The organism is Roseovarius sp. 217 (assembly GCF_000152845.1).
GTDB lineage: Bacteria > Pseudomonadota > Alphaproteobacteria > Rhodobacterales > Rhodobacteraceae > Roseovarius.
The window spans coordinates 3,248,017-3,272,962 of sequence record NZ_CH902584.1; the positions used below are offsets into that span (position 1 = coordinate 3,248,017).

Annotated in this window: 21 protein-coding genes and 1 tRNA gene; 16 read left to right on the forward strand and 6 right to left on the reverse strand. The window is 60.6% G+C overall.

Annotated features, from left to right (window positions below):
- The first annotated feature begins 44 nt into the window (after nucleotides 1–44).
- The 3 genes from fumC (at nucleotide 45) to ROS217_RS15585 (ending at nucleotide 1,934) form a co-directional block, all read left to right on the forward strand.
- Nucleotides 45–1,436, forward strand: coding sequence for a class II fumarate hydratase (gene fumC / locus ROS217_RS15575; RefSeq protein WP_040651568.1), 1,392 nt, complete (start codon nucleotides 45–47; stop codon nucleotides 1,434–1,436).
- Nucleotides 1,433–1,615: a DUF4169 family protein gene (locus tag ROS217_RS15580; protein WP_009818745.1), complete on the forward strand. Its 183-nt coding sequence runs from the start codon at nucleotides 1,433–1,435 to the stop codon at nucleotides 1,613–1,615. The genes fumC and ROS217_RS15580 overlap by 4 nt, the downstream gene beginning before the upstream one ends.
- 85 nt (nucleotides 1,616–1,700) lie before the next feature.
- Nucleotides 1,701–1,934: a ribbon-helix-helix domain-containing protein gene (locus ROS217_RS15585; protein WP_009818746.1), complete on the forward strand. Its 234-nt coding sequence runs from the start codon at nucleotides 1,701–1,703 to the stop codon at nucleotides 1,932–1,934.
- A gap of 44 nt (nucleotides 1,935–1,978) precedes the next feature.
- On the opposite strand, the gene ROS217_RS24905 is transcribed toward ROS217_RS15585, so the two are convergent.
- Nucleotides 1,979–2,104 carry a hypothetical protein gene (locus ROS217_RS24905; protein ID WP_009818747.1) on the reverse strand — a complete coding sequence of 42 codons (126 nt, stop codon included), beginning with the start codon at nucleotides 2,102–2,104 and terminating at the stop codon, nucleotides 1,979–1,981.
- Between the two features lie 279 nt (nucleotides 2,105–2,383).
- On the opposite strand from ROS217_RS24905, the gene ROS217_RS15590 reads away from it, so the two are divergent.
- The 9 genes from ROS217_RS15590 (at nucleotide 2,384) to ROS217_RS15630 (ending at nucleotide 13,921) form a co-directional block, all read left to right on the forward strand.
- The gene (locus ROS217_RS15590) at nucleotides 2,384–4,081 is read left to right on the forward strand and encodes a BCCT family transporter (RefSeq protein ID WP_009818748.1); all 1,698 of its coding nucleotides are present in this window, start codon (nucleotides 2,384–2,386) and stop codon (nucleotides 4,079–4,081) included.
- A 93-nt stretch (nucleotides 4,082–4,174) separates the two neighbouring features.
- The gene (locus tag ROS217_RS15595; protein WP_009818749.1) at nucleotides 4,175–5,395 is read left to right on the forward strand and encodes an aminotransferase class V-fold PLP-dependent enzyme; all 1,221 of its coding nucleotides are present in this window, start codon (nucleotides 4,175–4,177) and stop codon (nucleotides 5,393–5,395) included.
- A 48-nt stretch (nucleotides 5,396–5,443) separates the two neighbouring features.
- Nucleotides 5,444–6,865 carry a cryptochrome/photolyase family protein gene (locus ROS217_RS15600; RefSeq protein WP_009818750.1) on the forward strand — a complete coding sequence of 474 codons (1,422 nt, stop codon included), beginning with the start codon at nucleotides 5,444–5,446 and terminating at the stop codon, nucleotides 6,863–6,865.
- 3 nt (nucleotides 6,866–6,868) lie between these two features.
- Nucleotides 6,869–8,140 (forward strand): SAM-dependent methyltransferase, encoded by a 1,272-nt coding sequence (locus tag ROS217_RS15605; protein ID WP_009818751.1) that lies wholly within the window; start codon nucleotides 6,869–6,871, stop codon nucleotides 8,138–8,140.
- Nucleotides 8,141–8,599 (forward strand): TrgA family protein, encoded by a 459-nt coding sequence (locus ROS217_RS15610; protein ID WP_009818752.1) that lies wholly within the window; start codon nucleotides 8,141–8,143, stop codon nucleotides 8,597–8,599.
- Nucleotides 8,575–9,699 carry an NUDIX domain-containing protein gene (locus ROS217_RS15615; RefSeq protein WP_009818753.1) on the forward strand — a complete coding sequence of 375 codons (1,125 nt, stop codon included), beginning with the start codon at nucleotides 8,575–8,577 and terminating at the stop codon, nucleotides 9,697–9,699. The genes ROS217_RS15610 and ROS217_RS15615 overlap by 25 nt, the downstream gene beginning before the upstream one ends.
- Nucleotides 9,700–9,756: 57 nt before the next feature.
- Nucleotides 9,757–10,788 (forward strand): cysteine synthase A, encoded by a 1,032-nt coding sequence (locus tag ROS217_RS15620; RefSeq protein WP_009818754.1) that lies wholly within the window; start codon nucleotides 9,757–9,759, stop codon nucleotides 10,786–10,788.
- Nucleotides 10,785–13,205, forward strand: a complete 2,421-nt coding sequence (locus tag ROS217_RS15625; protein ID WP_009818755.1) for a DUF3772 domain-containing protein — start codon at nucleotides 10,785–10,787, stop codon at nucleotides 13,203–13,205. Before ROS217_RS15620 ends, ROS217_RS15625 begins: the two co-directional genes overlap by 4 nt.
- The gene (locus ROS217_RS15630; protein ID WP_009818756.1) at nucleotides 13,202–13,921 is read left to right on the forward strand and encodes an alanyl-tRNA editing protein; all 720 of its coding nucleotides are present in this window, start codon (nucleotides 13,202–13,204) and stop codon (nucleotides 13,919–13,921) included. Before ROS217_RS15625 ends, ROS217_RS15630 begins: the two co-directional genes overlap by 4 nt.
- A gap of 6 nt (nucleotides 13,922–13,927) precedes the next feature.
- On the opposite strand, the gene ROS217_RS15635 is transcribed toward ROS217_RS15630, so the two are convergent.
- The 4 genes from ROS217_RS15635 to ROS217_RS15650 all read right to left on the reverse strand — a co-directional run bounded on the left by ROS217_RS15635 (nucleotide 13,928) and on the right by ROS217_RS15650 (nucleotide 18,947).
- Nucleotides 13,928–14,629 carry an aspartate/glutamate racemase family protein gene (locus ROS217_RS15635; RefSeq protein WP_009818757.1) on the reverse strand — a complete coding sequence of 234 codons (702 nt, stop codon included), beginning with the start codon at nucleotides 14,627–14,629 and terminating at the stop codon, nucleotides 13,928–13,930.
- Between the two features lie 10 nt (nucleotides 14,630–14,639).
- Nucleotides 14,640–15,935 carry a histidinol dehydrogenase gene (hisD, locus tag ROS217_RS15640; RefSeq protein WP_009818758.1) on the reverse strand — a complete coding sequence of 432 codons (1,296 nt, stop codon included), beginning with the start codon at nucleotides 15,933–15,935 and terminating at the stop codon, nucleotides 14,640–14,642.
- 148 nt (nucleotides 15,936–16,083) lie between these two features.
- On the reverse strand, nucleotides 16,084–17,139 hold the full coding sequence (locus ROS217_RS15645; RefSeq protein WP_009818759.1) for an AI-2E family transporter: 1,056 nt from the start codon (nucleotides 17,137–17,139) through the stop codon (nucleotides 16,084–16,086).
- Between the two features lie 185 nt (nucleotides 17,140–17,324).
- Nucleotides 17,325–18,947, reverse strand: a complete 1,623-nt coding sequence (locus tag ROS217_RS15650; RefSeq protein WP_009818760.1) for a GMC family oxidoreductase — start codon at nucleotides 18,945–18,947, stop codon at nucleotides 17,325–17,327.
- A 205-nt stretch (nucleotides 18,948–19,152) separates the two neighbouring features.
- Between ROS217_RS15650 and ROS217_RS15655 the strand changes: the two genes are divergently transcribed.
- Nucleotides 19,153–19,242 (forward strand) — tRNA-Ser (locus ROS217_RS15655).
- A 295-nt stretch (nucleotides 19,243–19,537) separates the two neighbouring features.
- Here the strand turns inward: ROS217_RS15655 and ROS217_RS15660 are convergent.
- A complete protein-coding gene (locus tag ROS217_RS15660; RefSeq protein ID WP_157046624.1) occupies nucleotides 19,538–20,239 on the reverse strand; it encodes a hypothetical protein in 702 nt (233 codons plus the stop codon).
- Between the two features lie 91 nt (nucleotides 20,240–20,330).
- Here ROS217_RS15660 and ROS217_RS15665 point away from each other — a divergent pair, with 91 nt between their 5' ends.
- The 3 genes from ROS217_RS15665 to ROS217_RS15675 are packed head-to-tail and all read left to right on the forward strand — an operon-like array spanning nucleotide 20,331 to nucleotide 24,912.
- Nucleotides 20,331–22,724, forward strand: coding sequence for an ATP-binding protein (locus ROS217_RS15665; protein WP_009818762.1), 2,394 nt, complete (start codon nucleotides 20,331–20,333; stop codon nucleotides 22,722–22,724).
- Nucleotides 22,721–24,394 (forward strand): DEAD/DEAH box helicase family protein, encoded by a 1,674-nt coding sequence (locus ROS217_RS15670; RefSeq protein ID WP_009818763.1) that lies wholly within the window; start codon nucleotides 22,721–22,723, stop codon nucleotides 24,392–24,394. The genes ROS217_RS15665 and ROS217_RS15670 overlap by 4 nt, the downstream gene beginning before the upstream one ends.
- A complete protein-coding gene (locus ROS217_RS15675) occupies nucleotides 24,391–24,912 on the forward strand; it encodes a hypothetical protein (RefSeq protein ID WP_009818764.1) in 522 nt (173 codons plus the stop codon). Before ROS217_RS15670 ends, ROS217_RS15675 begins: the two co-directional genes overlap by 4 nt.
- Nucleotides 24,913–24,946: the final 34 nt, after the last annotated feature.

Sequence of the window (24,946 nt, forward strand, 5' to 3'; positions counted from 1 at the left end):
AACTGCGGTATGAACGGGGCAAACTTGTCACGAAAGGCTTTGCCATGACCGCCACCCGCACCGAAACCGACAGCTTTGGCCCTCTTGAGGTGCCGACCGATAAATATTGGGGGGCGCAGACGCAGCGCTCGATCCAGAATTTCCCGATCGGCTGGGAGAAGCAGCCCATCGCGATTGTGCGCGCACTCGGTGTGATCAAACAGGCCTGTGCGCAGGCCAACAAGGCCAGTGGTACGCTAGACGCGCGTCTGGCCGACGCGATTATTCAGGCCGCGCAAGAGGTGATTTCGGGCAAGTTCGACGACAATTTCCCGCTGGTGGTCTGGCAGACGGGATCGGGCACGCAATCCAACATGAACGCCAATGAGGTCATCGCCAACCGCGCGATTGAAATTCTGGGCGGTGTGATCGGCACCAAGGACCCGGTGCATCCCAATGACCATGTGAATATGGGGCAATCGTCCAACGATACGTTCCCGACGGCCATGCACATCGCCGCAGCGATGACTGCACGCGACGTGCTTTTGCCGGGGCTGGGAAAACTCTTGGCAGGGCTCGAGGCCAAGTCGGAAGAGTTCAAGGATATCATCAAGATCGGCCGCACCCATACGCAGGATGCCACGCCGCTAACCTTGGGTCAGGAATTCTCGGGCTATGCCCATCAGATCCGGCAGGGGATCGCGCGGGTGAACCTCTGCCTTCCCGGCATTTACGAGCTGGCGCAGGGCGGAACCGCCGTGGGCACCGGCCTGAATACCGCCAAAGGCTGGGATACGACAGTGGCGGCGCAGATGGCCGAGATCACTGGTCTGCCGTTCGTCACCGCCCCCAACAAGTTCGAGGCGCTGGCCGCCCATGACGCGATGGTCTTCATGTCCGGCGCGCTCGCGACCGTGGCGGGCTCTTGCTACAAGATCGCCAATGACATCCGCTTTCTCGGGTCTGGTCCGCGCTCGGGTCTGGGCGAATTGATCCTGCCCGAGAACGAACCGGGATCGTCGATCATGCCGGGCAAGGTCAACCCGACGCAGGCCGAGGCGCTGACGCAGGTGGCGGCGCATGTCATGGGCAATGACGCGGCGATTAAATTTGCAGGCAGTCAGGGACATTTCGAATTGAATGTCTACAATCCGATGATGGCCTATAACCTCTTGCAATCCATGCAGCTTTTGGGCGATGCCGCCGACAGTTTCACCGAGCGGATGCTCAATGGCATCGAGGCCAATGGCCCGCGCATCGAAAAGCTGATGCAGGAAAGCCTGATGCTGGTGACGGCACTGGCGCCGACTATCGGCTATGACAATGCCACCAAGGTCGCCAAGACCGCGCATAAGAACGGCACGACCCTGCGGGAAGAGGCGATTGCGCTTGGCTTTGTCGATGGCGAAACCTTTGACCGCGTGGTGCGCCCCGAAGACATGGTCGGACCGAAATGAGCGAGGGCCCGGTCAATCTGAACCGGGTGCGCAAGCAAAAGGCGCGGGCCGCTGACAAGGCCCGCGCGGAGGAGAATGCCGCGCGCTTTGGCCGAACCAAGGCGCAGAAGACGATTGAGCAAGCGCAGGCCGACAAGGCGCGCGCCGCCCTCGATGACCATCGCCTGGACAAGGATTGATGGCGGTTTCATCTGACCTGAAATCCCTCGGGGGAGGCCGGGACCCGGTCCGGGACGGGGGCAGAGCCCCCAAACCTTGGCCGCGATGAGCGCGCGCCCCGTCAAACGCTCGCTCACCTTGCGCGGCCATCGCACCAGCGTGTCGCTTGAGGATGAATTCTGGCAGGCATTTCGCGAGATTTCCGAGGAAAAATCTATGGCTCTCAATGTCTTGGCGGCCGAAATTGATGAAAGGCGCGGGGTTGACGCAGGCTTGGCCACGGCGATCCGGCTCTATGTCTTGGCCTATTATCGGGACCGGGCACGTCAAAAAGAATGACGCCGCGCGGGGGCGCGGCGTCTTTTGGTTTTACGTCTCTATGATCACTCCGCCGGTTGCTCGGCCATAACGCCGTGTCTTTCGCGCAGATGGTCGCGGTAAAGCGCCTTGGTCAGCGATATGACCATCAGCAGCATCACGATGGCAAACGGGAGTACCCGAATTGCCATGTGCGAAGACCTGTGCGACGACCTGTGCGACTCCCCAAGAGCAGGATGTTTTGCGACATTGGAATGGCGGAAAAGTTACATGTTTCACGTCATTGGGTTGCGAGCCTTGGCGGTTTTTTGCTAAAAGCCAGAGACAGACACCGGCCTCTGAGGCCCGGCTCGCGCAGGGGCATGCCGTGCGCCCGAACCCGAAACGCTGCCACACGCCGCGCCGGAGCGGTGACCATCCCCCGCGACGGGACAGGGCTGGCAGCCAAAAAAACAGGAAAAGGAGGCCAGATGGCCGACGAAACAACAAACCAAGGCATACCCGCGCCGGAGGGGCAGTCGGATGTGATCGATACGGAGTATACGATCGGGCAGGACAATGTCGGGCCTTTCGGCCTTGATATTCACAACCCGGTCTTTTTCATTTCCGGGATGTCGATCGTGATCTTCGTTTTCTATGCTCTGGTTCTGCCGGATCAGGCGGCGAGCGTGTTTGACTGGCTCTTTTCGGCCGTTACCAAGGGCTTTGACTGGTTCTTCCTGAGTGCCGCGAATGTCTTTGTGATCTTTTGTCTCTTTCTGATTGTCAGCCCGTTCGGCAAGGTGCGGCTGGGGGGCGACGAGGCGACACCGGATTACAGCTATATCGGCTGGTTCGCGATGTTGTTTGCCGCTGGCATGGGTATTGGCCTCATGTTCTTTGGCGTGTCAGAGCCGATGAGCCATTTTTCCAGTGCCTTGGGCGGCACGGCGATGGAGGGCGCGGCGCGTAGCGATTGGGCGCCTCTCGGTGCCGCAGGAGGGGATCCGCAAGCGGCAACGCGATTGGGCATGGCGGCGACAATTTTTCACTGGGGTCTGCATCCTTGGGCGATCTACGCGGTTGTTGCCCTCGCGCTGGCGCTGTTTAGCTATAACAAGGGCCTGCCGCTCACGCTCCGCTCGGCGTTTTATCCAATTCTGGGCGAGCGGGTCTGGGGCTGGTGGGGACATGCCATCGACACGCTGGCGGTCTTTGCCACGCTCTTTGGCCTCGCGACATCGCTCGGTTTTGGCGCGGAACAGGCCGCTTCGGGTCTGACGTTCCTGTTTGGCTCTGGCGACGCGGCAGAGGGAACGCGCAGTTTCCTTGGTATCACCTATGGCAATACCGAGGACAGTGGCGTGCCGGATTCCAGCCTGCTCTTGGTGCTGCTGATTACCGGCATCACGTCGATTGCGCTCATTTCGGTGGTGCGGGGTCTTGATGGCGGCGTCAAGGTGCTGTCCGAGATCAATATGGGGCTGGCTGGCCTGCTGCTGATCTTTGTGTTCTTTGTGGGCGGGCCAATTTTCCTGCTGACGTTCTTCTTTGACAGCCTCTGGGCCTATCTGCAGAACCTCCTGGCGCTCTCCAATCCGTTCGGGCGTGAGGACACCAATTTCATGCAGGGTTGGACCGCGTTTTATTGGGCGTGGTGGATCAGCTGGTCGCCCTTTGTGGGCATGTTCATCGCCCGGGTGAGCCGGGGCCGCACGGTGCGGGAGTTCCTGATCTGCGTGCTGCTCATTCCGTCGCTGGTTTGCGTGCTCTGGATGAGTGTGTTCGGCGGCACAGCACTCAATCAGGTAATTGCGGATGGGTATGACGCGGCCATGACTGCGCCGCTGGAGCTCAAGCTCTTTCAGATGCTCGATGTGTTGCCCTTGGCGACGATCACCTCGACCATCGGCATCATCCTCGTGGTGGTGTTCTTTGTCACCTCCTCGGATTCCGGCTCGCTGGTGATTGATACGATCACGGCGGGTGGCAAGGTTGATGCGCCGGTCGCGCAGCGGGTGTTCTGGTGCATCTTTGAGGGGGCGGTTGCCATCGTGCTCTTGATCGGCGGAGGCCTTGCGGCGCTGCAATCGGCGGTGATTTCGACGGGGCTACCCTTTACTTTGGTGCTCTTGGTGATGTGCTGGGCGATCTTTCGTGGCTTGCAGAGCGAAATGAAAAGCCTGTAACACTCTAAAGAGTGTAATCTTGAAGCCCCCGACGCTTGCGTGCCGGGGGGCTTTGTTGTTTTGTGGCGACAAAAAGGGACACTGGGGACAAGTATGACACTCGACACCGATTTCGTGCGCGCGCAATTTCCGGCTTTTGCCGAACCGAGCCTTGTGGGACAGGCGTTTTTCGAGAATGCGGGCGGCTCTTATACTTGCGCGCCTGTGATCGCGCGGTTGGAGCGGTATTACCGGCAACGCAAGGTGCAGCCCTATGCGCCCTATGCGGCCAGCCAACTGGCGGGCGCCGAGATGGACGAGGCGCGGGCGCGGCTGGCGGCAATGATGGGCGTGGCGGCGGATGAGCTGAGTTTCGGCCCCTCGACCACGCAGAACACCTATGTTCTGGCGCAAGCGTTCCGGCAGTGGATGGAGCCCGGCGATGCGATCATCGTCACCAATCAGGATCACGAGGCCAATTCCGGGCCGTGGCGGCGGTTGGCCGATGCGGGGTTCGAAGTCCGCGAGTGGAAGATCAACCCCGAGAGCGGATTGCTTGATCCCGCAGACCTCGAGAACCTGCTCGATGACCGGGTGCGGCTGGTGTGTTTTCCGCATTGCTCCAACGTGGTGGGGGCGATCAACCCGGTGGTCGAGATTACGGCGCTGGCGCATGCCGCCGGGGCCTTTGTCTGTGTCGATGGGGTCAGCTACGCGCCGCATGGTCTGCCCGATGTGGGCGGGATGGGGCCGGATATCTACCTTTTCTCGGCCTACAAGACCTATGGGCCGCATCAGGGCATCATGGTGATCCGGCGGGAATTGGGCAATCTCTTGCCCAATCAGGCGCATTATTTCAACGCAGGCACGCTCTACAAACGCTTCACGCCGGCGGGCCCGGATCATGCGCAGGTTGCCGCAAGTGCGGGCATGGCGGATTATATCGACGATCTGGCAGCGCATCACGGGATCACGGGCGGTGCCGTGACACGGGCGGCAGGGGTGCATGATCTCATGCGGGCGCATGAAACAGCACTTTTGCAGCCGCTCTTGGATTTTCTCAAGGAGCGCAATTCGGCGCGGCTGATCGGCCCGTTCGAGGCCGAGCATAAGGCACCGACCGTGGCCGTCGCCCTCAACCGGGCGGCGGCCGAGGCGGCGGCGCAATTGGCGGGGCATGGGATCATGGCGGGGGGTGGCGATTTCTATGCTGTGCGGCCTCTGACAGCCATGGGGGTAGACCCCGAGCGTGGCGTTTTGCGGCTGAGTTTCGTGCATTACACGACCCGTGCCGAGGTGGACAAACTCTTGACCGCGCTTGATGATATTCTTTGATCCGTCTGCTGATACGCACCGTATACCCACCAAAGACCGGGGCAGGGGATGACGGTGAAACCACCAATACTCGTATGGTTCAGACGCGATTTGCGTCTGGCGGACCACCCGGCGCTCTGTGCCGCGATCGAGGGCGGTGGGCCGATCATACCGGTGTTTATCCATGATGACAGCGTGGCGGGTCTGGGTGCTGCGCCGAAATGGCGGCTGGGCCTGTCGCTGGCATCTTTGGCGCGCGATCTGGAGGACAGGGGCAGCCGTCTGATCCTGCGTCGCGGTTCCGCCCTTGAGGTCTTGCGCGCACTGGTGGCTGAGACCGGGGCCGGGGCCGTGCATTGGTCCCGGCTCTATGATCCGCAGGCAATTGAACGCGACAAGGCGGTTAAATCCGCGCTGCGTGAGGATGGCGCAGCCGCGCAGAGCCATGCGGGTCATGTGATGTTCGAGCCTTGGACCGTCGAGACCAAGACCGGCGGGTTCTACCGCGTCTACAGTCCGATGTGGCGCGCGGTGAAGGATCGCGAGGTGGCAGTGCCTCTTCGGGCACCGTCAACGATCCTGGCCCCGGATATGTGGCCCGTCAGTGATGGTCTGGATGACTGGCATATGGGGGCGGCGATGGTGCGCGGCGCAGAGGTTTGCCTGCCCTATCAGCGCGTGGGCGAAGCGGCGGCCATGGATCGCCTTCACGCCTTCACCGACGGAGCCATCTCGGACTACAAGGACGCGCGCAATTTTCCGGCGGTGGAGGCTACATCCAGCCTCTCGGAGAACCTGACCTACGGGGAAGTGTCGCCCCGGCAATGTTGGCATGCCGGGCAGAGGGCTTTGCATGCCGGGGCACAAGGCGCGGAACATTGGCTGAAAGAGTTGGTCTGGCGCGAGTTTGCCTATCATCTCATGTATCACACGCCACATATCCTGACGGACAATTGGCGGACGGATTGGGATGCCTTTCCGTGGTCCACCGATGCCGATCATCCCGACGTCATTGCGTGGAAACAGGGCCGCACCGGAGAGCCTTTTGTCGATGCCGCCATGCGCGAGATGTATGTCACAGGCAAGATGCACAACCGCGCGCGGATGATCGTGGCGTCCTATCTGACCAAGCACCTGATGACCCATTGGAAGGTCGGTCTGGACTGGTTCGCCGACTGCCTCACGGATTGGGACCCGGCCTCGAACGCGATGGGGTGGCAATGGGCGGCGGGGTGCGGCCCGGATGCCGCCCCTTATTTCCGGGTCTTCAACCCCGAAACGCAGCTGGAAAAATTCGACCGTGACGGTGCCTATACCCGTCGATGGATCGCCGAGGGACAGGGGCAACCACAGGCGACGGCGCTTGACTATTTCAAGGCCATTCCCCGCCGTTGGAGTCTGTCGTCGACATCCTCCTATCCCAACCGGTTGGTCGATCTTGCCGGAGGCCGAAACCGCGCACTTGCGGCTTATGAAGCACGGGAGTTCTGAGCCATGACTGACTTGACCGCTGGGCCAACGGCTGCTGCACTGACCGATAACAAGAGGACAGACCGCATGATCCTGACCGATAACAACGGCCAGACCGGCCTGCCGCGCTATTTTTCCCGTTGCTTCGGTGTGGCCCGTCAGATCGACGCCGGGCGGCTTGATATCCGCTTGCCCGATGGTCGCGTGTTCCGCGCCGAAGGCAATCGGCCCGGACCGGTGGCCGTTCTGGAGATCCACGACACCGAGGTTTTTGCACGGCTGGTGCGCGAGGGGTATCTGGGCTTTTGCGAGGCCTATCTTGATGGCGATTGGTCCACGCCGGATCTTCAGTCCTTTATGGATCTGCTCAACGATGACAATGACGGGATTTACAACGGCTATCCCGGTCAGCGACTGGCGCAGATTTACGAGCGCATCCGGTTCTGGTTCAAGCGTAATTCCAAGACGCAAGCGCGCCGCAACATCAGCTATCACTACGATCTGGGTAATGAGTTCTACAGCCTCTGGCTGGATGAAACGATGACCTATTCCAGCGCGATCTTTCAGCCCGGCCAAAACAGTCTCGAACAGGCGCAGATCGCCAAATATGCCAGCATGGTCGATCAGATGGGGGTGAAACCCGGCGATCACGTGCTGGAAATCGGCTGTGGCTGGGGTGGCTTTGCCGAATATGCCGCCAAGGAACGCGGGCTGCGCGTGACCGGCCTCACGATCAGCGCGGAGCAGTTGAAATATGCGCGCGACCGGATGGCGCGCGCGGGATTGTCGGATCGGGTCACGCTCAAGTTGCAGGACTATCGCGACGAGCGCGGTACCTACGATGGCATTGCCAGTATCGAGATGTTCGAGGCGGTGGGAGAACGCTATTGGCCGGTGTTTTTCAACAGCTTGCGCGAGCGCCTTAATCCCGGAGCTCTGGCCACATTGCAGATCATCACGGTCGAGGACAAGCGGTGGGAAAGCTACCGCAGCGATGTGGATTTCATCCAGAAGTACATCTTTCCGGGTGGCATGCTGCCCAGCCCCACCGCGCTGCGCGCCGAAATCGAGCGGGCAGGTCTCAACGTCGCGCGCTCCATCGAGTTTGGTGAGAGTTACAGCCAGACCCTGCGCCGGTGGCACCAGACTTTCAACGACAAATGGGACGCAATTGCCGAAATGGGCTTTGACGAGCGCTTTCGCCGGATGTGGAATTTCTACCTGACCTCTTGCGCGGGGGCCTTTAAAGGGGGTAGTTGCGATGTGACACAGATCACCATCGCAAGGCCCGGATAGATGCCCCTCACAGATCACATGCCAACTGCCGGGAGGCTGGTCGCAGCGATCGGACTGGGCGCTTTGGGGTGGTACGGATCAGAGCTCTTTCGCCCGCTCATGCCCGAAGATACCAATTTCGGTTGGTTCAATGTGGTCAACGTTGTCCTTGGCGCGATTTGCGGCTGGCGCGTGACCGGCAAGCGGCTTGGCTTTGGCTATGCCGAGGGGTTCAGCGCCGGGTTGACGGGTGTCGGCGCGCTGGTGTTCTGGGCGCTGTTTCTCCAGAGCCTCAACGAGATGCTCAAACGCGCCCTCGACACTCGGTACGACGGGGTCGTCGAGGGCGTTATCTCGATGTTTGAACTGATTGTGGAATATGGCAGCCTGATGATCAACGGACCGCTGATCGGTCTGCTGGTCACGGGCGGGATTGTGGTCGGAATCGTTTCGGAATGGGTGTCGCACAGGTGGTCCTGACGGAACCGCTCTTTGTCTATGGTCCGCTGGCTACCCCGATGTTGCTTCAGACCGTGATCGGCGATGCGGATGTCCGGCCAGCTCAAGCGCCGGACCTTGCGATCACCCTGTGTGATGAACCCGTGCCGGTTTCAGGCCTGAGCGCGGGGCAGGGCAACGCCGAGGGTCTCTTGATCTCGGGTGCTGACGCCGTGGCGCGGCTCTCTTATCTCGCACAGGTGCTGGGGTTGGGCCCGGCTGAGAGACTTGTGGTCCTGCAGGATGGGACAGAGCGCGAGGCGCTCGTGTTTCCCGGTCGACCGGGGCGCTGCGCGTGGCATCCCCAAGAGTGGGTGGCAAAATCAGGGGCCATCCTGCAAGCGGCTGCGCGTGAAATCATGACAGTCAAAGACCGCGTGCCCGCCGCTGATCTGGCGGCCCGCCTGCCAATGATCCTGTCGCGCGCGGGTGGCAGGGTTGCCGCGCGCCAATCGGCCCCGGCCAGCCTGCGCAGCGCAACCCATGCCGATCAGGTTCAGGATATGGCGTGCGAGATCACCCACGTGGGTTTCTTTCTGTCTCGTGCCTATACGCTGCGCCATCCGCGCTTTGACGGGACCATGAGCGCCACCTTGGGACGTGAGGTTTTTGTCGCCACAGACGCCGCGTTGGTGCTGCCCTATGATCCAGTCCGCGACCGGGTGCTGCTTGTTGAACAGTTTCGCATGGGCCCCTATGGGCGCGGCGATCCGCACCCGTGGATGCTGGAACCCGTCGCAGGCCGGATAGATGGCGGCGAGTCACCGGAAGAGGCGGCACGGCGCGAATGTCTGGAAGAAGCGGGGCTGACACTGCGCCATCTCGAGAAGATTTCCGCGCATTACTGCACACCGGGCTACTCTACGGAGTTCTTCCATATTTTCCTTGGCGTTTGCGACTTGCCCGATACCGATACGGGCCAGGGCGGGTTGGCCACGGAACATGAAGACATCCGCACCCATGTCATTGATTTTGAACGTGCAATGGCACTGCTTCGGACTGGCGAAGCGAACAACGGTCCGCTGATCCTGAGCTTGATCTGGCTCGAGCGCGAACGCGCGCGCCTGCGCGCATCGCCTTGAGTTCCAGCATCCGACCGCCTAAACCAAGACAACAGTTTGACCACAGGAGCATGAGAGATGCGCATCGCACAGGATCTGGCCGCAGCCGTGGGAAATACTCCCCTTATTCGTTTGCGTCGCGCCAGTGAGGAAACCGGCTGTGAAATCCTCGGCAAATGCGAATTTCTGAACCCCGGTCAATCGGTCAAGGACCGGGCTGCCCTATTCATCATCCGTGACGCCATTGCGCGCGGTGACCTGAAACCCGGCGGCACGATTGTCGAAGGCACCGCTGGCAACACCGGCATCGGTCTGGCGCTGGTTGGGGCCTCGCTTGGGTTCAAGACAGTGATCGTGATCCCCGAGACGCAGAGTCAGGAGAAAAAGGACATGCTGCGCCTCGCCGGAGCCGATCTGGTTCAGGTGCCCGCAGCGCCCTATTCCAACCCCAACAACTTTGTGCGCTATTCCGAGCGGCTGGCATCCGAGCTTGCCAGAACCGAACCCAACGGGGTGATTTGGGCCAACCAGTTCGACAACGTGGCCAATCGTCAGGCGCATATCGAGACCACCGGACCCGAGATATGGGATCAGACGGGTGGTAAGGTCGATGGGTTCATCTGCGCGGTGGGATCGGGCGGCACATTGGCGGGGGTCGGCATGGCGCTGCAACCCAAGGGCGTCAAGGTGGGCATCGCCGATCCGATGGGGGCCAAGCTCTATTCCTGGTACACCAAGGGCGAGTTGGAGAGCGAAGGGTCGTCCATCGCCGAAGGTATCGGGCAGGTCCGCATCACAGCCAATCTTGAGGGGTTCACCCCCGATTTCGCCTGTCAGGTTCCCGATGCCGAGGCGCTGCCCATCGTCTTTGATCTCCTTCAATACGAGGGGCTGTGCATGGGCGCTTCGACCGGTGTCAATATCGCCGGGGCCATCCGCATGGCCCGCGAGATGGGGCCCGGCCATACTATCGTGACGATCCTCTGCGATTACGGCACGCGCTATCAATCCAAGCTCTTCAATCCTGAATTTCTGCGCGCCAACAGCCTGCCGACACCGGATTGGCTCGATCAGGCGCCACGCTCCATTCCCGGAGTGTTCGCAGGGTGACACGGGTGCTACGGCAACTAGGCCTGATCCTCTGTCTGGCATTCAGCGCGGCGGTTGGTCACGTCCCATCCGGTCTGGCGCAGGGCCAACATAGCCCGAACGCTCCTGATTACGTCGCCTGGGAAGATCTCGCGACCAGCGCCGACGAGATGCTCGCAAATGGCGATGCCTCGACCGAAGATCTCGAAAGCATGCGCAGTCAGGTCAATGGCTGGCGTCAGCAATTCGTGGACATGCAAGGCAGCAACGCCGCCGCGATAGCCACGGTGCGCAGTCAGATTGACTCGCTTGGGCCGGTGCCTGAAAGCGGCGAAGAACCCGAAGACATCTCTGCACAACGCGAGGAATTGAAGCGCCGCCTTGCGCGGCTCGAGGCTCCGGTGAAGCTGGCTGAACTGGCCCGCAGCCGTGCCGAAGGGCTGGTGAGCGCGATTGACCGGGTGATCAGCAACCGCCAGACCGAGGCTCTGTTGCGCCTTGGTCCGTCGCCCGTCAATCCATTGCATTGGCCCGAGGCGGTCAAGACGCTCTATCGCACTGTAGAGACGTTGCGTGCAGAAACCGCCACCAACTGGCAGAGCGCCTTTCGCCGGGAACGGTTCCAAGGCAGTCTGCCGGGCGTGTTTGTTCTCTGTCTGATCGGGATTTTCCTGATCAGCCGGGGACGTATCTGGACGACCCGTCTTTACGCGCGCGTTCTGGGATCGACCCCGACCGCAGGACGGCGTCTTTCTGCCTTTGCCATATCGCTCGGGGACTGGCTGCTGCCCTATCTGGGCACCATCGCTTTGGTTGCTGCGGCGGCTTTGACCGGATTGCTCGGCTCTAAGGGGCTTTTGGTGATCGGGTCCATCCCGTCGGCGATTTTCATTTTCCTCTTGGCGCGCTGGTTGGCGTTGCGTGTCTTTCCACGTGACGACCTGCAAATGTCCCTGCTCAACCTCGAGACCGCCGAGCGCTATGCCGGGCGGCTTTATGGGGCGATGCTGGGCCTCGTGATTGGGGGTTTTGCCTATGTTCAGGATCTTGCCAATGGATTTGGATGGTCCGAAGAGGCGAGAAACGTTCTGATTTTCCCGATCATGGTTGTGGCGTCGCTGCTGTTGTGGCGACTGGCACGGCTCTTGATGCAGCACAACCGCGCCACGGCGGATGAGGTGGAAACCGAGCTTGGGTTCCGCAGCAAACTGGTGCGTATTCTGGCCCGCGTGCTCTGGGCCTTGGCGATCCTTGCGCCCGTGTTGGCCGCCATCGGGTATGTGGCTGCTGCCGAGGCGATGATGCTGCCTGCGCTGCTGTCGCTGATGATGATCGCGGCCCTGCTGTTGTTGCAACGCATCCTGACCGAAGTTTACATCATGCTGCGCGGCAATTCGCAGAACGCCGAGGAGTCGCTCTTTCCAGTGCTGCTCGGTTTTGTCTTTGTGCTGGCGTCGGTGCCGATCTTTGCTCTTATCTGGGGGGCGCGGCCTGCACAGCTGCATGAGGCGTGGTTGCAATTTACCCAAGGCGTCAGCTTTGGCGGCATCACCATTTCGCCCACCGGGTTTCTCACGCTCGCGGCGGTCTTTACGATCGGTTATTTGCTCACGCGGTTGGTTCAGGGGACCCTCAAGAACTCGATCCTGCCCAAGACCAAACTCGATATGGGCGGGCGCAATGCCATTGTGTCGGGCGTCGGATATATCGGGATATTCCTTGCTTCGCTGATCGCGATCACCAGTGCCGGCATTGACCTCAGTTCGCTGGCCATCGTGGCCGGTGCGCTCTCTGTGGGCATCGGTTTCGGTCTGCAGAACATCGTGTCCAACTTTGTCTCGGGCATCATCCTGTTGATCGAGCGACCGATCTCGGAAGGGGATTGGATCGAAGTGGGCGGCCAGCATGGCTATGTGCGTTCGATCTCGGTGCGCTCGACCCGGATCGAGACCTTTGACCGCACCGATGTGATCGTGCCCAATGCCGATTTCGTCAGTGGCACGGTGACGAACTATACCCGAGGCAATACCGTGGGCCGGGTGATTGTGCCGGTGGGCGTGGCCTATGGCACAGACACGCGCCGGGTGGAAAGGATCCTGCGCGAGGTGGCCGAGGCGCATCCGATGGTGCTGATGCAGCCGCCGCCGACGGTGCTGTTCCAGAGTTTCGGGGCAAGTTCGCTGGATTTCGAGATCCGCGCCATCCTGCGCGATGTGAATTGGGTGGCCAGCGTGAAATCCGATATGAACCACGAAATCGCGCGCCGCTTTGCCGAGGAGGGGATCGAGATCCCATTCCCGCAACAGGATATCTGGTTTCGCACCCCAACAAGCACGCCTCAAGAGCGCCCTGTTGAGGCCGAAGGCCAGACCAGCCGCGCGCCAGCCGGCCTGACCGAAGGCGATGTTGACGGCGACGGTGGGGGGGATGGGCGATGACCATAGCGCTCTTTCGGCAGGATGCCTATCAGACCGAGGCCGAGGCGGTCGTGACCGCCCACACGCCGGAGGGGGGCATTGTGCTGGACCATTGCCTGTTCTATCCCGCCGGTGGTGGGCAGCCGGGCGACAGTGGGCGGCTTGAGTGGCGGGGGCGTAGCCTGCCGATTGCCACGGCGGTCAAGGCCGACGGTGCGGCCATCGCCCTTGTCGCGGCAGAGCCGCAGCCTTTGCCAGCCGTCGGAACAGCTTTGCGGCAAACGATCGACTGGCCAAGACGGCACCGCCTGATGCGTATGCACACGGCGCTGCACCTCTTGTCGGTGGTGATCCCATTGCCCGTCTCGGGCGGGGCCGTCGCCGAGGAACGCAGCCGTCTTGATTTCGATATGCCCGAGGCGCCGACCGACCGTGACACGCTTGAGGATTATCTCAATCAACTGGTAGACCGGGATCTGCCGGTGACAGAAGACTGGATCACCGATGACGCACTGCGCGCCAATCCGGGACTGATCAAGACAATGTCGGTGGCACCGCCCATGGGCTCTGGCCGGGTGCGCTTGGTGCGGATCGGGCAGGGGAGAGACCAGGTTGATCTGCAACCCTGCGGCGGCACACATGTGGCGCGCACCGGCGAGATCGGACGGCTCAGACTGGGCAAATTCGAAAAGAAGGGCCGCCAGAACCGCCGGGTCTATCTGCATCTGGACGGCTGAGAGCCGTCAGAGGCGCTCTTGCGGCGCTCCATTCTGCGCAAAACGCGCAATTGCAACGGTCAGGCAATCCAAGCTGTCGGTATGCGGGGCCGTCCGGGGCAGGGCGTCTGTCATCAAGGACAGCTCCGTACAGGCCACGAGCAAATGATCCGCCCCTTCGGCCAAGAGCGCCTCTGCCTCATGGGTGAGCCGGGGTTTGAGGGACGCAGCCGCTTCTCCGGCTTTGACCGCGCGGATGAGCGTCAGAAGATCGCTGTCGTCAGGCAAGAAGACGGGTGTCAGCCCGTGGGCGGCAAAGGGCGCGGCAAAGACGCCCGCAAGCCGCGTCGCAGGCGAGGCGAGCATACCGATCCGGCGCGCGCCTTGGGCGGCGAGCGCAGCGGCTGTGAGGTCCAACATATTGAGAAACGGCAGGGATGTGGCCGCCACCACGGCTGGCGCATAATGATGCGCGGTGTTGCAGGGCATCGCCAGTGCCTGCGCACCCGCTGCCTCGAGATCCCGCGCCATGCGCGCCAAGGTCGGGCCGGGGTCTTCTCCTGTGCCCTCGATCAGGGCCTTGATGCGGCTGGGAACCTGTGGGTTCTGGTGAACGATTAGCGGAATGTGATCGCTGTCGTCGCGTGCGGGCACGGCGGCCAGCAGTTTCTGCATCAGAAGAATGGTCGCTTCGGGGCCCATACCCCCGAGAATGCCAACAGTTTTCATAGCTTGGACTTTACCCTGTGGAGGTTGCCGCGACGGGTGCGGTGGTCAAACGGATGTCGGCGCTGCGCGCGTGGCCTTCCATCCGCTCGGCCCGGCTCAGGCTGGCCGTGACACGCGCGAGATCAGGCAGCGCGCGCTCGTCCACCTCTTGCCACGTGACGGTTTTCAGGAACTTATGCACAGATAGTCCTCCTGTATACCGCGCGGCCCCAGAGGTGGGCAAGACGTGGTTGGGCCCCGCCGCCTTGTCGCCAAAGGCGACGGTGGTGGTCTCGCCCAGAAAGAGCGAGCCATAGACGCGCAGGCGGCCCAGCCACCACGGCAGGTCGCGCGCCTGCACATGCAAATGTTCGGGTGCCTTTTGATCTGCATATTGCGCCATATCCTCGGGGGTGTCGCAGAGCACGACTTCTGCAAGATCGCGCCACGCGGCGGCAGCCGCGCTTCGATTTGGCTCCGGTAGGCTGGTGATGAGGGTGGGCACGCGGGAGATCACCGATCTGGCCAAGGGTTCGTGAGTGGTGGCAAGCCAGACCGGTGAATTCGCGCCATGCTCCGCCTGTCCGACCAGATCCGCGGCGACCGTTTCGGCGCAGGCCGTGTCATCGGCAAGGATCAGGCTGTCAGTCGGGCCTGCGAACATGTCGATGCCGATGGGACCAAAGAGTTGCCGCTTGGCCTCGGCCACATAGGCATTGCCGGGACCGACGAGAATATCCGCCGCGGGCGCGCCAAAGAGGCCAAGGGCCATGGCGGCGATGCCCTGCACCCCGCCGATGGTCAGGATGCGCGTGGCTCCGGCCAGATCCATCGCATAGAGCATGGCATCGGGAATCCCCTGATTGCCGCAGGGGGGCGAACAGGCGGTGATATCGGCGACACCCGCCTCGCGTGCCGTGCCGATGGTCATCAGCGCCGAGGCGATATGGCTATAGCGCCCGCCCGGCACGTAGCAGCCTGCAGCCTGCAGCGGGATCTGGCGCTGACCGGCGCGCAGCCCCGGACGCAATTCGATCTCCATATCCTGTGCCGTGGCGCGCTGTGCAGCGGCAAAGCGCGAGATATTGTCATGCGCCCATGCGATATCATCCCTGAGCGATTGCGGTACGCGGGCGATTGCCCCGTCGATTTCAGCGCGCGTGACCGTGATTGCCCCGGGCCAGCCATCCAGGTGCCGTGCATATTCCAGCGCCACCTGCGCGCCGCCGGTGCGCAGCCGGGCCAGCATGATCTGGACGGTATCGGCCACGTCATGCGCGGTCTGTGGCGGCTCTCCGGGGGCGGTTTTCAAGGGGGTGATCGACATGGCAGGGTCTCCTTTCCTATGAGGAATGGGCCGTGCAGCGACGTGGAGCAAGGGATTTGCCGGGGCGGCGATCCGGTTTTTTCAGGCGCTGAAAGGCTGCTTCGGATTTCCCGAAAAGAAACATCGCCTCAGGCCAGCCCTTTACGCCTTACCCACGCCTACGGGTCGGGGCATCCAGATCCTGATCGGTTTCGGGCAGCCCTTCGCGGGACAGCAGGATGGCGATGGCGCGGAGCCCCGGCACATGGCTGCACACGATCATCAGTGCCACCATAATCGGCACTGCCAGAAACATCCCCGGTATCCCCCAGACCGCCGCCCAGAAGGCAAGGCTGATGATGATGCCAAAGGAGGAGACCCGCAGCGCGCGGCCCATGAGCATCGGGTCGATGATGTTGCCGTTCAAGAATTGGATGATCCCGACGATCAGAAAGATCACCAGCGCGAGGGTGCCATCGGCCAATTGCACATAGGCCACCAGAGCCACGAGCACCGTCGCCACGATCGAGCCGATCGAGGGGATGTAATTGAGCACGAAGGTGAGAATCCCCAAGGCCCCGGCCAGATCGAGCGCGAAGTAGCGCGCGACACCGTAAACCATGAGGCCGGTCACGACGCTGACGAGGGTTTTGACCAGAAGATAATAGTTCACGCGGTGAATGATGGAGCTGACGATCCGGCCCACCCGTTCGGCCTGTTTTGCATCGCCAAAGAGGCTCTCGAGCTTGGTTGTGAACCAGATGCGTTCGGCAAAGAGGAAGCCGACGAAGAGGATCACCAGAACCGTGGCCTGCATGAGACCGCCAGCCTGCCCGGCCAGGGTGCGCAGATACCCTGCCACATCCAGCGTCGCCACCGCGTTGAACACCGCTTTTTCGGCATCCGGTCCCAACCATGCCACCATTGCGGACATCGCCTGTGGTGCGCGGTCGGTATAGGCCAGCGTCGTCGACAGCACCGTGTTGAGCTGTGACAGGATCACCGCCGAGAGGCTGAGCAGCGCCGCCGAGATCAGCAGCAAGGCCACAATGCTGGCCAGCCAGTTGGGCACCCGCACCGGACCGAGCCGCAGGCGGGCAATGGAATTGATCGCATCCGACGTCAGGCTGAAGAGGATAATCGCTGTGGCCAACGAGATCAGCAGGAACCGCGCTTGGACCAACAAAAACAGCACCACCGCAAAGGCAATGATGATCTGTGCCACAGTGCGAATACGTTGAAATTCCGGCGTGCTCGGGCCGGGGTGGTGGTCGTGCTCTCTTGCGGTCACGGTCTGGCCTGTCCTTGGCATGCTGTTGCGCCCGAGTATCGGGAATTTCAGGGCAGGTGACAATCGCCGAACGACGCATTTAAGTGGTAAAATCAGGTATTTCACCGCTCTGCTGCGATTTAAAGTGGCGCTCGGGCATCCTCGAGGATCAGATCTGCCGCCCGCCACGCCAACATCATCGTGGGAGCGTTCGTATTGCCGGAGGTGACATTGGGAAACACCGAGGCGTCGACCACCCGCAACCCTGTCACGCCATGCACCCTGAGACGCGGATCGACCACAGAGTGACTGGCATCCCAACCCATCCGGCAGGTGCCCACCGGATGAAAGACCGTACCGCTGCGCTTGCGGAAATCCGCAAGGAGGGCGGCGTCGTCCATGGTCCGCAGGTCCTCGTACATCGCGCTCTCGACCAGACCGACGAGCGCCTTTGTGGACATCAGCCGCTGACAGAGCCTGCCCCCGGCTATCACCTGCGCGCAGTCCTCTTGGGTCGCCAGCGAATTGGGCCGGATCAGGGGCGGGGCCTCTGGATCGGGACCGCTGATGTCGATCCGCCCCCGGCTGGTCGGGCGCGCGGGTTGAAAGCAGATAATAAAGCCTGGAAAGGGATCAGGCCGCACCACAGACCGGGTGCCCGCGGGTGTGGTCGTATACGTAACTGGGTTGAAATAGAGTTGCTGATCGGGCCGGTTCTGGCCGGGCGTTGAGCGAAAGAAGCCACCGCATTGGTTGACCGACAGGGCCAGAGGCCCGCGCCGCGTCAACGCAAACCGCAACGCCGCCCGCACCTTGCCCATGAACGGGGCCAGATCGTTGTTGAGCGTGCGCTCTGTCGCGCGGAAATAGTAGTTGATCCCCAGATGATCCTGCAAATTGCCCCCGACATCGGCGCAATCGCGCAGCGGTGTGATGCCATGCTGCTGCAGCAGGTCTGCAGGGCCGATCCCAGAGAGTTGCAAAAGGCGCGGCGAGGTGACAGCCCCGGCACTCAGGATGATTTCACGTCCGGCCCGCACCACATGCGCGTGGGTGCCGCGCCGATAGTGCACCGCCACCGCCTGCGTCCCGTCAAACGCGATCCGCTCCACCAAGGCGCCGGTCACCAGCGTCACATTGCTGCGTTTCAGCGCCGGCTTCAGGCAGGCGCGCGCCGAGGAATTGCGCAAACCGCCTGCCGTGTTGATCTGGTAGACCGCGCCCCCTTCGCCCGCAGGGTCGTTGATGTTCTCGGTGCGGGGCAGGCCCAGCTCGTCGAGCGCTGCGAAATAGTGCCGGTTCACCGGATGGATCTGATCCGACACATCCTGCACCGTAATCGGCCCGTTGCCGCGCCGGGCTCCATCAGGAGCCACGAGGGTCTCCAGTGCCTCATAGGTTTGGCGGACTTGTTCCCAGCCCCAGCCGGTAGCGCCGGCAGCCTCCCAGTCATCAAAATCATGCGGCAGGCCTCGGGCGTAGACCAGCGCGTTGATTGCGCCCGATCCGCCCACGGTCTTGCCGCGTGGCCAATAGCCTCGGCGACCGTTCAGTGTCTCTTCTGGCTCAGACTCGTATTTCCAGTTCACGCGCTCGTTAAAGAAGGTTTTGCCATAGCCAAGGGGCAGGGCGATCCAAGGGCTGCGTCCCCGACCACCAGCTTCGAGGATCAGGACGGAATACTGCCCGCTCGCGCTCAGCCGGTCCGCCAGCACAGAGCCAGCCGAGCCTGCGCCGACGATAACATAATCATAACCCGTCACAGCCTGTCCTGCCTTTGCCTTATGCTTGAGGGGCAGGGTTACAAAAGCGATCTACCCCCGAAATGCCAAAAAGCGGCAGCCCTGACAAATTTCCGACAGAACCTTGCGGCAATCAGCGTCAAAGCGACACCCCAATTTTTTCCCGCCTGCCTACGCAAACTCCCCCTTGCAAACCCCGCCCCCCTGCGGCTAGAACCCGCCCGATGGAGCGGTGGCCGAGTGGTCGAAGGCGCACGCCTGGAAAGTGTGTAGGCGGGGAACCGTCTCGAGGGTTCGAATCCCTCCCGCTCCGCCACTTGGCCCTTAAAAACTGTTCTCCCGATAGGGCTAAGGCCGGATTTTTTCGTGATATTCAAAGGTTATGGGGGTGGGGCTGAGCACTGGCCTTTACGTTAGGAGGCTTGGAAGCGGTCTCTCGCGGCCAACATTCTCCGGACCTCATGACTGCGCGGGTTTGGTGAATTTCTTGTAAGATTCTGTACTTGAACAATAATTTACCGTGATCAACGTTGCTTTCGATGTCAGGCCCATCCGCCTCAAATGGAACCGGAATCGAACAACGGCGGAGCAAAAAAGGCTGCGCGTGGAGGCTAGTCTTCCTGCTCGATTAACGCTGATAGCCGAGCAACGAAGTAGGCGTTCACGAACTCGATCGCCTCACGAACAGGAAACTGAAAATGCTCGTCGAGATCGTCACCAGAGATCGCGAGTGGCGGTGGCAACGATAGAAGGCCGTAATAGAAGATGATGTGGGCATGGCTTGTCTCCGACACTAACCCGATCCCGCGGCCATAGTCGGAAAGAAGCATCTGGGTGCGTACGAGTTCCTCGTGGATGATCCGACGCTTGCCGCCGTCGTATGAGCCGTTGCCGCGTTTCACATTGTACGCGTTAATCGAGTGGCGTGCCTCGTCGAAGACCAGGATGTCGACGCGCACAGAGCGCTCGCGATCTCCGTACGGAAGCTGCGCTTGCAACAAGGAGTCGAGCCGTTCGGCAACGCGGACCTGACGTAGGGACTCATGCGACAGCTTGAAGTCGTCCTCTGTCCATACCCGCAGACGAGCGCAGTCTTTCAGTCTTTCGAGGAGTGCCCGTTGGAGGATCGCGCCATGACGCTTGTAGGCCGAGCTGATGATCGACGTTGCTCGCGAGTACTTCCTCCCTGCGATTGGATCTTCCCTGAAGCGGGCTGCACCGAGCCTGTCGATCGTTTCGTCCACTGTCGGTCGCATGCGCTCGAAGTAGTTTTCGAGTTCCGAGCTCGGTGGAACAGGGGGACGTGTCGACAAGTGTTCTTCCCTCGCTTGTGTTCAACCTTGGGCCGCCATATCGTACTGAGATACTGGATGGATTTCCTTAGGTTAGTGGGGAACACGTGTAATGGCGAGCATCGATGCGAACGGTCGGCAGGAAGCAAGCGACTTCAATCTCGAGCCGGATCCCCGCGTCTTGCCGATGCTCGGCGAGATCAACATCGACCAGTGGCGCTGTGTCGCGGAGCTCGTCGACAATGCTGTTGACGGATTCCTGAAGGAGAGTCGCGCTGGAAGCTCGATCGCTGGTGCGAAGGTGGATGTCCACTTACCGCAAGCAGACGCTCCGGCCGCAACCCTTCGTATCATCGATAATGGCCCGGGCATGACACCGGACATGCTGGAGCGTGCCGTACGAGCCGGGTGGTCGGGGAACAACCCGATCGACAGCCTTGGCCTTTTTGGGATGGGCTTTAATATCGCTACGGCCCGTCTTGGTTCGGTCACCGAGGTTTGGACAACACGTAAGGGCGAGCGCGAATGGCATGGTCTCCTGATCGATTTCGACAAATTGCGTCTGCAGCGACATTTTCGGACGCCGCGTTTGTCCCGTGCGAAGGCCGATCCTGAGCAGCACGGAACCGAAATCACGATCAAGCAGCTCAAGCCCGAGCAAAGAAAGTGGCTGGCAAAAAACGCGAACCAGACCGCAATGCGCAAACGGCTGGCACAAGCTTATTCATCGATGCTACGACCTCGCGGAACCCCGATCAGTTTTGAGCTCTATTTGAACCACAAACGCGTCGAGGCGAGACGCCATTGTCTATGGAATGAGGATAGGTTGGTGCCAGGTCCTGGCGGTACGACTGTTCCCGCAGTCATTAGGATCAACCACCCGCTCGCTGAACGATTGTACTGTATCAACTGCATGAGTTGGCTCGTCGACGCGGAGGTTGGCGGATCCTGCCCCCACTGCGAAACAGTGAACTCCGTAGTTAAACGCGAGCGGAAGGTAACCGGCTGGCTCGGGATTCAGCGATATCTTGACCAGTCCGAATTTGGGATCGATTTCATTCGCAACGGACGGAAGATTGAGATCGGGAACAAGGATCTATTTTCTTGGAACGATGATGAAAGCGACGAGCGGGAATACCCGATCGATGATCAACGGAACCGCGGGCGCATTGTCGGCGAGATCCATATCGATCACTGCCGGGTTAGCTATGCGAAGGACCGCTTCGACAGAGCTGACCCAACATGGGACGAGATGCACCGAGTCATCCGTGGAGAGGGGCCGCTCCGTCCTGAGAAGGCCAAGGATCTTGGGTATGGCCCGAACGATTCACCGCTCTTTCAACTTTTTAAAGCCTTCCGGCGGACAAGTCCTCAGTCCAAGACGGCAGGCGCTTACGGTCGAATTCTGATCGTGAAGGACAACGTTCGCGCAGTCGAAATGCTCAGCGCCTTCCACGATGGCAATCCTGACTATCAGGACGACAGCAAGTGGTGGGAGTTGGTTGAGGCCGCCGACCGTGAGTTGCTCTACGGAACGATCGGAGGTGGCGCGAGCGGCAAGGAACCCTCGTCTGGCGGCGGTGGAGGACTCCCCCCAGGACTCCTTGGCGGCGAACCATCCGGTGGCACCGCTCCCGAGCCCACCCCAGTTACCCCAACTGCCCCAGTCAAGCCCGCGCCGCCGCCGCGCCGCGAATCGCCACTCCTTAGCCGCCGCTATCATCATGGCGGGACGGGAATAAAATGGAATGTTGTCGCGTACGAGGTCGAAGCCAAGGATCCCGAGTTGCCAACAGATGTTCCGTGGACAATGGTCTTGGGCGACGTCCCGACAAAAACCTATCATTTTCTATTCAATCCTAAGCACTCAACTTTTGAATCAATAACGATGACGCCGCAGGACGCGCTTCTCGCGCATCTTGCGTACATGACAGCGGACCAGACCCGCAACTCGAGCCAGGAACCCAACTTTGCCAGAATTTTCGCAGACTATCGTGGCGCTTATGGCGAAGAGACGGCTCTTGACCTTAAGGCATTGCCTAATAGCGCAGCGACGGTCCTGACTGATGTGGCGCGTTGTCTTGTGTCGGCTTGTCCCGAGGCGGAGCGGGCGGCCCTGTTCAACGACCTGGGTGTGCAAGAGCAGACTGCGGTAATGCGCGCGCTGGCAGCGAAGAAGATCAAACCATCTGAGGCAACTGTAAACGGCAGCTTCCTCGTTGCGGGACCATTCGAAATCATCCGGATGGTCGTTGAAAAACGACCCGACCTTTGCTTCGACGGGAAGATCTGGGATGCCGCTTATGCCGACCTCGATTATGGCGACCCGCAAATCACCGCCGAAGCACGTGCGAGCGTGTTAGCGCGGTATGTTGCACTTGTTGACGACGCGATCTGGCTCTCCAAGCATGACAGCGGGGATCTTTCCAGCAGCACGCGGAGTGAGGTCATTCGAGCTGTCATGTCCCTCGAGTTACTTAAGCCAGATGTTGAGGCGTCTGCATGAAGCACTTCCTCGACGACCGGCGACTCCTGCGTGGTCCATGGCAGGCGTTCGAGCGCGATGTTGCCCGGCTCTTGATGCATGCAGGCTTTGATGACGTGCGCGTTGTTGGCGGCTCTGGCGATCAGGGCGCAGATGTCGTAGGCGTTAAGAATGGCGAAATCTGGGTTGTGCAGTGCAAGCACACCACGACTGCCCCACCCACGAAGCAAGCGGTCCAAGAGGTCGTCGACTCGGGAACCTACTACGGCGCTAACCGAATGCTTCTTGCGACTTCCCGCGCAATTGGTGGTGGTGTCGAGGCTGAAATCGCGCGTTATCGTCGGATCGGAATCAACGTCGAACTACTGGATCCTGCTCGGCTTGCACACCTATCTCAAGAAGTACCAGAGTACGCGAAATCGAGGCGCGAACTCCGGCCCTATCAACAAGAGGCAGTTAGTAAATTTCGTGAGGGCCTCACGGACACCGGACGCGCTCAAGTTGTACTAGCGACGGGTTTGGGTAAAACGGTTGTTATGGCGGAAGTTGTCGCTGACCTTTATCGAGATAACCTAATACGTGACAATCGGGTGCTTGTTCTTGCCGATAAGCGTGAGCTCATTCGGCAATTGCAGTTTGGATTTTGGCATCAGCTGCCAAAGTGGGTTCCTACGCATATGCTTTCGGGCGATGAGACCCCATCGTTCTACGACGGGATCACCTTTGCAACAGTCCAGAGCGTTATTGGACGTATCGATGATTTGCCAAGCTTTGGCTTGGTGCTTATCGACGAAGCACATCATATCGGTTCAACTAGTTTCCGGCGTGCCCTCGATGCGCTGGAGCCACCTATGGTTGGTGGCGCAACGGCCACGCCGTGGCGCGGAGATGGCTTCGACATTGACGAGCTATTGGGTAAGCCACTCGTACGGCTCGGAATATCGGACGGCTTAAGGCAGAAATACCTTAGTGAGGTCGACTACCGATTGCTGGCGGATAATATCGACTGGGGTTTCGTACAGGAAATTTCTTCGCACAACTATTCCCTGAACCAGCTTAACAAGAAGCTTCTGATGCCAACTCGAGACGAGGAGGCGGCCAGGCACATCGTCGAAGTGTTCGGCGGCGAGAAACGGCGGGGTGGGATTGTATTCTCTCCAACGGTCGATCACGCCGAGAGCTTCGCGGGAACGCTTCGTGGCTACGGGTTGCGTGCTGAGGCGATCTCCTCGAGGCAGGAAGCCCGTGAGCGGGATCGACTAATGGCAATGTTTCGGCGAGGGGATATTGATGTCCTAGCCAGTGTCGACTTGTTCAATGAAGGCGTCGATGTGCCTGATGTCGATCTCGTCGTTTTCATGCGCGCGACGCACAGTCGTCGGATCTTTGTCCAGCAACTCGGGCGGGGGCTCCGCCTGAGTCATGGGAAAGACAAGGTGATCGTAATGGATTTCGTGACCGATCTCCGCCGAGTAGCGGAAGTAATCGAACTTGAGAAAGCCTCCGTCGGCCCCTTGGAAAGGCTGCCGCTCGGACACAATCTCATTAATTTCCGCGATGCCTCGGCAGGCAACTTTATGCTTGAATGGATGAAGGATCAAGCTGACCTGATTTTGCGCGAGGGAGACGCGCAGCTTGAAATACCGAAGTTTGAATTCCCAGCAACGCCGCAGCCTGGAGGCGTGCAATGAGCGTGCCTGCTGGCATTCGGCGAGAAATTAAGGAACGATTGTGGTCGGAAGCTGATCGGCTCAATTGGTCCGCACTCTCGGCTTCCGATAAATCGCGTTACTATTCGATGTGGACCGAAACTGAGGCGGTTGGTGGGAAGTTGGGTCAGTACATGGACCCGCGAAAAATCCGCGTTTACATCAAGGACACGCTTCTCAAGTCCTACACGAGGGAGGCCTCAGCCAGCCCTGCGCGCGTTTTTAGGGTGCTCGGCATTGAAGAGACTACGGTCGTCAGTACAACGTTCATCAAGCCGCATGGCTGCCTCCTTCCTGATGGGCGCCAGATCGCCTGGAGCAAGGCCTCCGACTGGAAGCTGACGTTGATGGCTCTTCATGAGCGTGCGTTCGAGGCGGGCGAGCCCTATGCAGCGGTCTTGAACGAAGCCGCCGCAAGATTCGGGTTGGCTTCGCAGCGCGCGGTTGTCGAGAGCGCAGCGGAGAGGCTTGGCATCAAGAGATTGATTTGGCTGGACTAAATATTCACGCCGAAGCTGGCTCTACGTCGATTTT

Coding starts and splice junctions, on each gene's coding strand:
- fumC (WP_040651568.1), top strand. CDS start 45: ATGACCGCCACCCGCACCGAAACCGACAGCTTTGGCCCTCTTGAGGTG.
- ROS217_RS15580 (WP_009818745.1), top strand. CDS start 1,433: ATGAGCGAGGGCCCGGTCAATCTGAACCGGGTGCGCAAGCAAAAGGCG.
- ROS217_RS15585 (WP_009818746.1), top strand. CDS start 1,701: ATGAGCGCGCGCCCCGTCAAACGCTCGCTCACCTTGCGCGGCCATCGC.
- ROS217_RS24905 (WP_009818747.1), bottom strand. CDS start 2,104: ATGGCAATTCGGGTACTCCCGTTTGCCATCGTGATGCTGCTGATGGTC.
- ROS217_RS15590 (WP_009818748.1), top strand. CDS start 2,384: ATGGCCGACGAAACAACAAACCAAGGCATACCCGCGCCGGAGGGGCAG.
- ROS217_RS15595 (WP_009818749.1), top strand. CDS start 4,175: ATGACACTCGACACCGATTTCGTGCGCGCGCAATTTCCGGCTTTTGCC.
- ROS217_RS15600 (WP_009818750.1), top strand. CDS start 5,444: ATGACGGTGAAACCACCAATACTCGTATGGTTCAGACGCGATTTGCGT.
- ROS217_RS15605 (WP_009818751.1), top strand. CDS start 6,869: ATGACTGACTTGACCGCTGGGCCAACGGCTGCTGCACTGACCGATAAC.
- ROS217_RS15610 (WP_009818752.1), top strand. CDS start 8,141: ATGCCCCTCACAGATCACATGCCAACTGCCGGGAGGCTGGTCGCAGCG.
- ROS217_RS15615 (WP_009818753.1), top strand. CDS start 8,575: ATGGGTGTCGCACAGGTGGTCCTGACGGAACCGCTCTTTGTCTATGGT.
- ROS217_RS15620 (WP_009818754.1), top strand. CDS start 9,757: ATGCGCATCGCACAGGATCTGGCCGCAGCCGTGGGAAATACTCCCCTT.
- ROS217_RS15630 (WP_009818756.1), top strand. CDS start 13,202: ATGACCATAGCGCTCTTTCGGCAGGATGCCTATCAGACCGAGGCCGAG.
- ROS217_RS15635 (WP_009818757.1), bottom strand. CDS start 14,629: ATGAAAACTGTTGGCATTCTCGGGGGTATGGGCCCCGAAGCGACCATT.
- hisD (WP_009818758.1), bottom strand. CDS start 15,935: ATGTCGATCACCCCCTTGAAAACCGCCCCCGGAGAGCCGCCACAGACC.
- ROS217_RS15665 (WP_009818762.1), top strand. CDS start 20,331: ATGGCGAGCATCGATGCGAACGGTCGGCAGGAAGCAAGCGACTTCAAT.
- ROS217_RS15670 (WP_009818763.1), top strand. CDS start 22,721: ATGAAGCACTTCCTCGACGACCGGCGACTCCTGCGTGGTCCATGGCAG.
- ROS217_RS15675 (WP_009818764.1), top strand. CDS start 24,391: ATGAGCGTGCCTGCTGGCATTCGGCGAGAAATTAAGGAACGATTGTGG.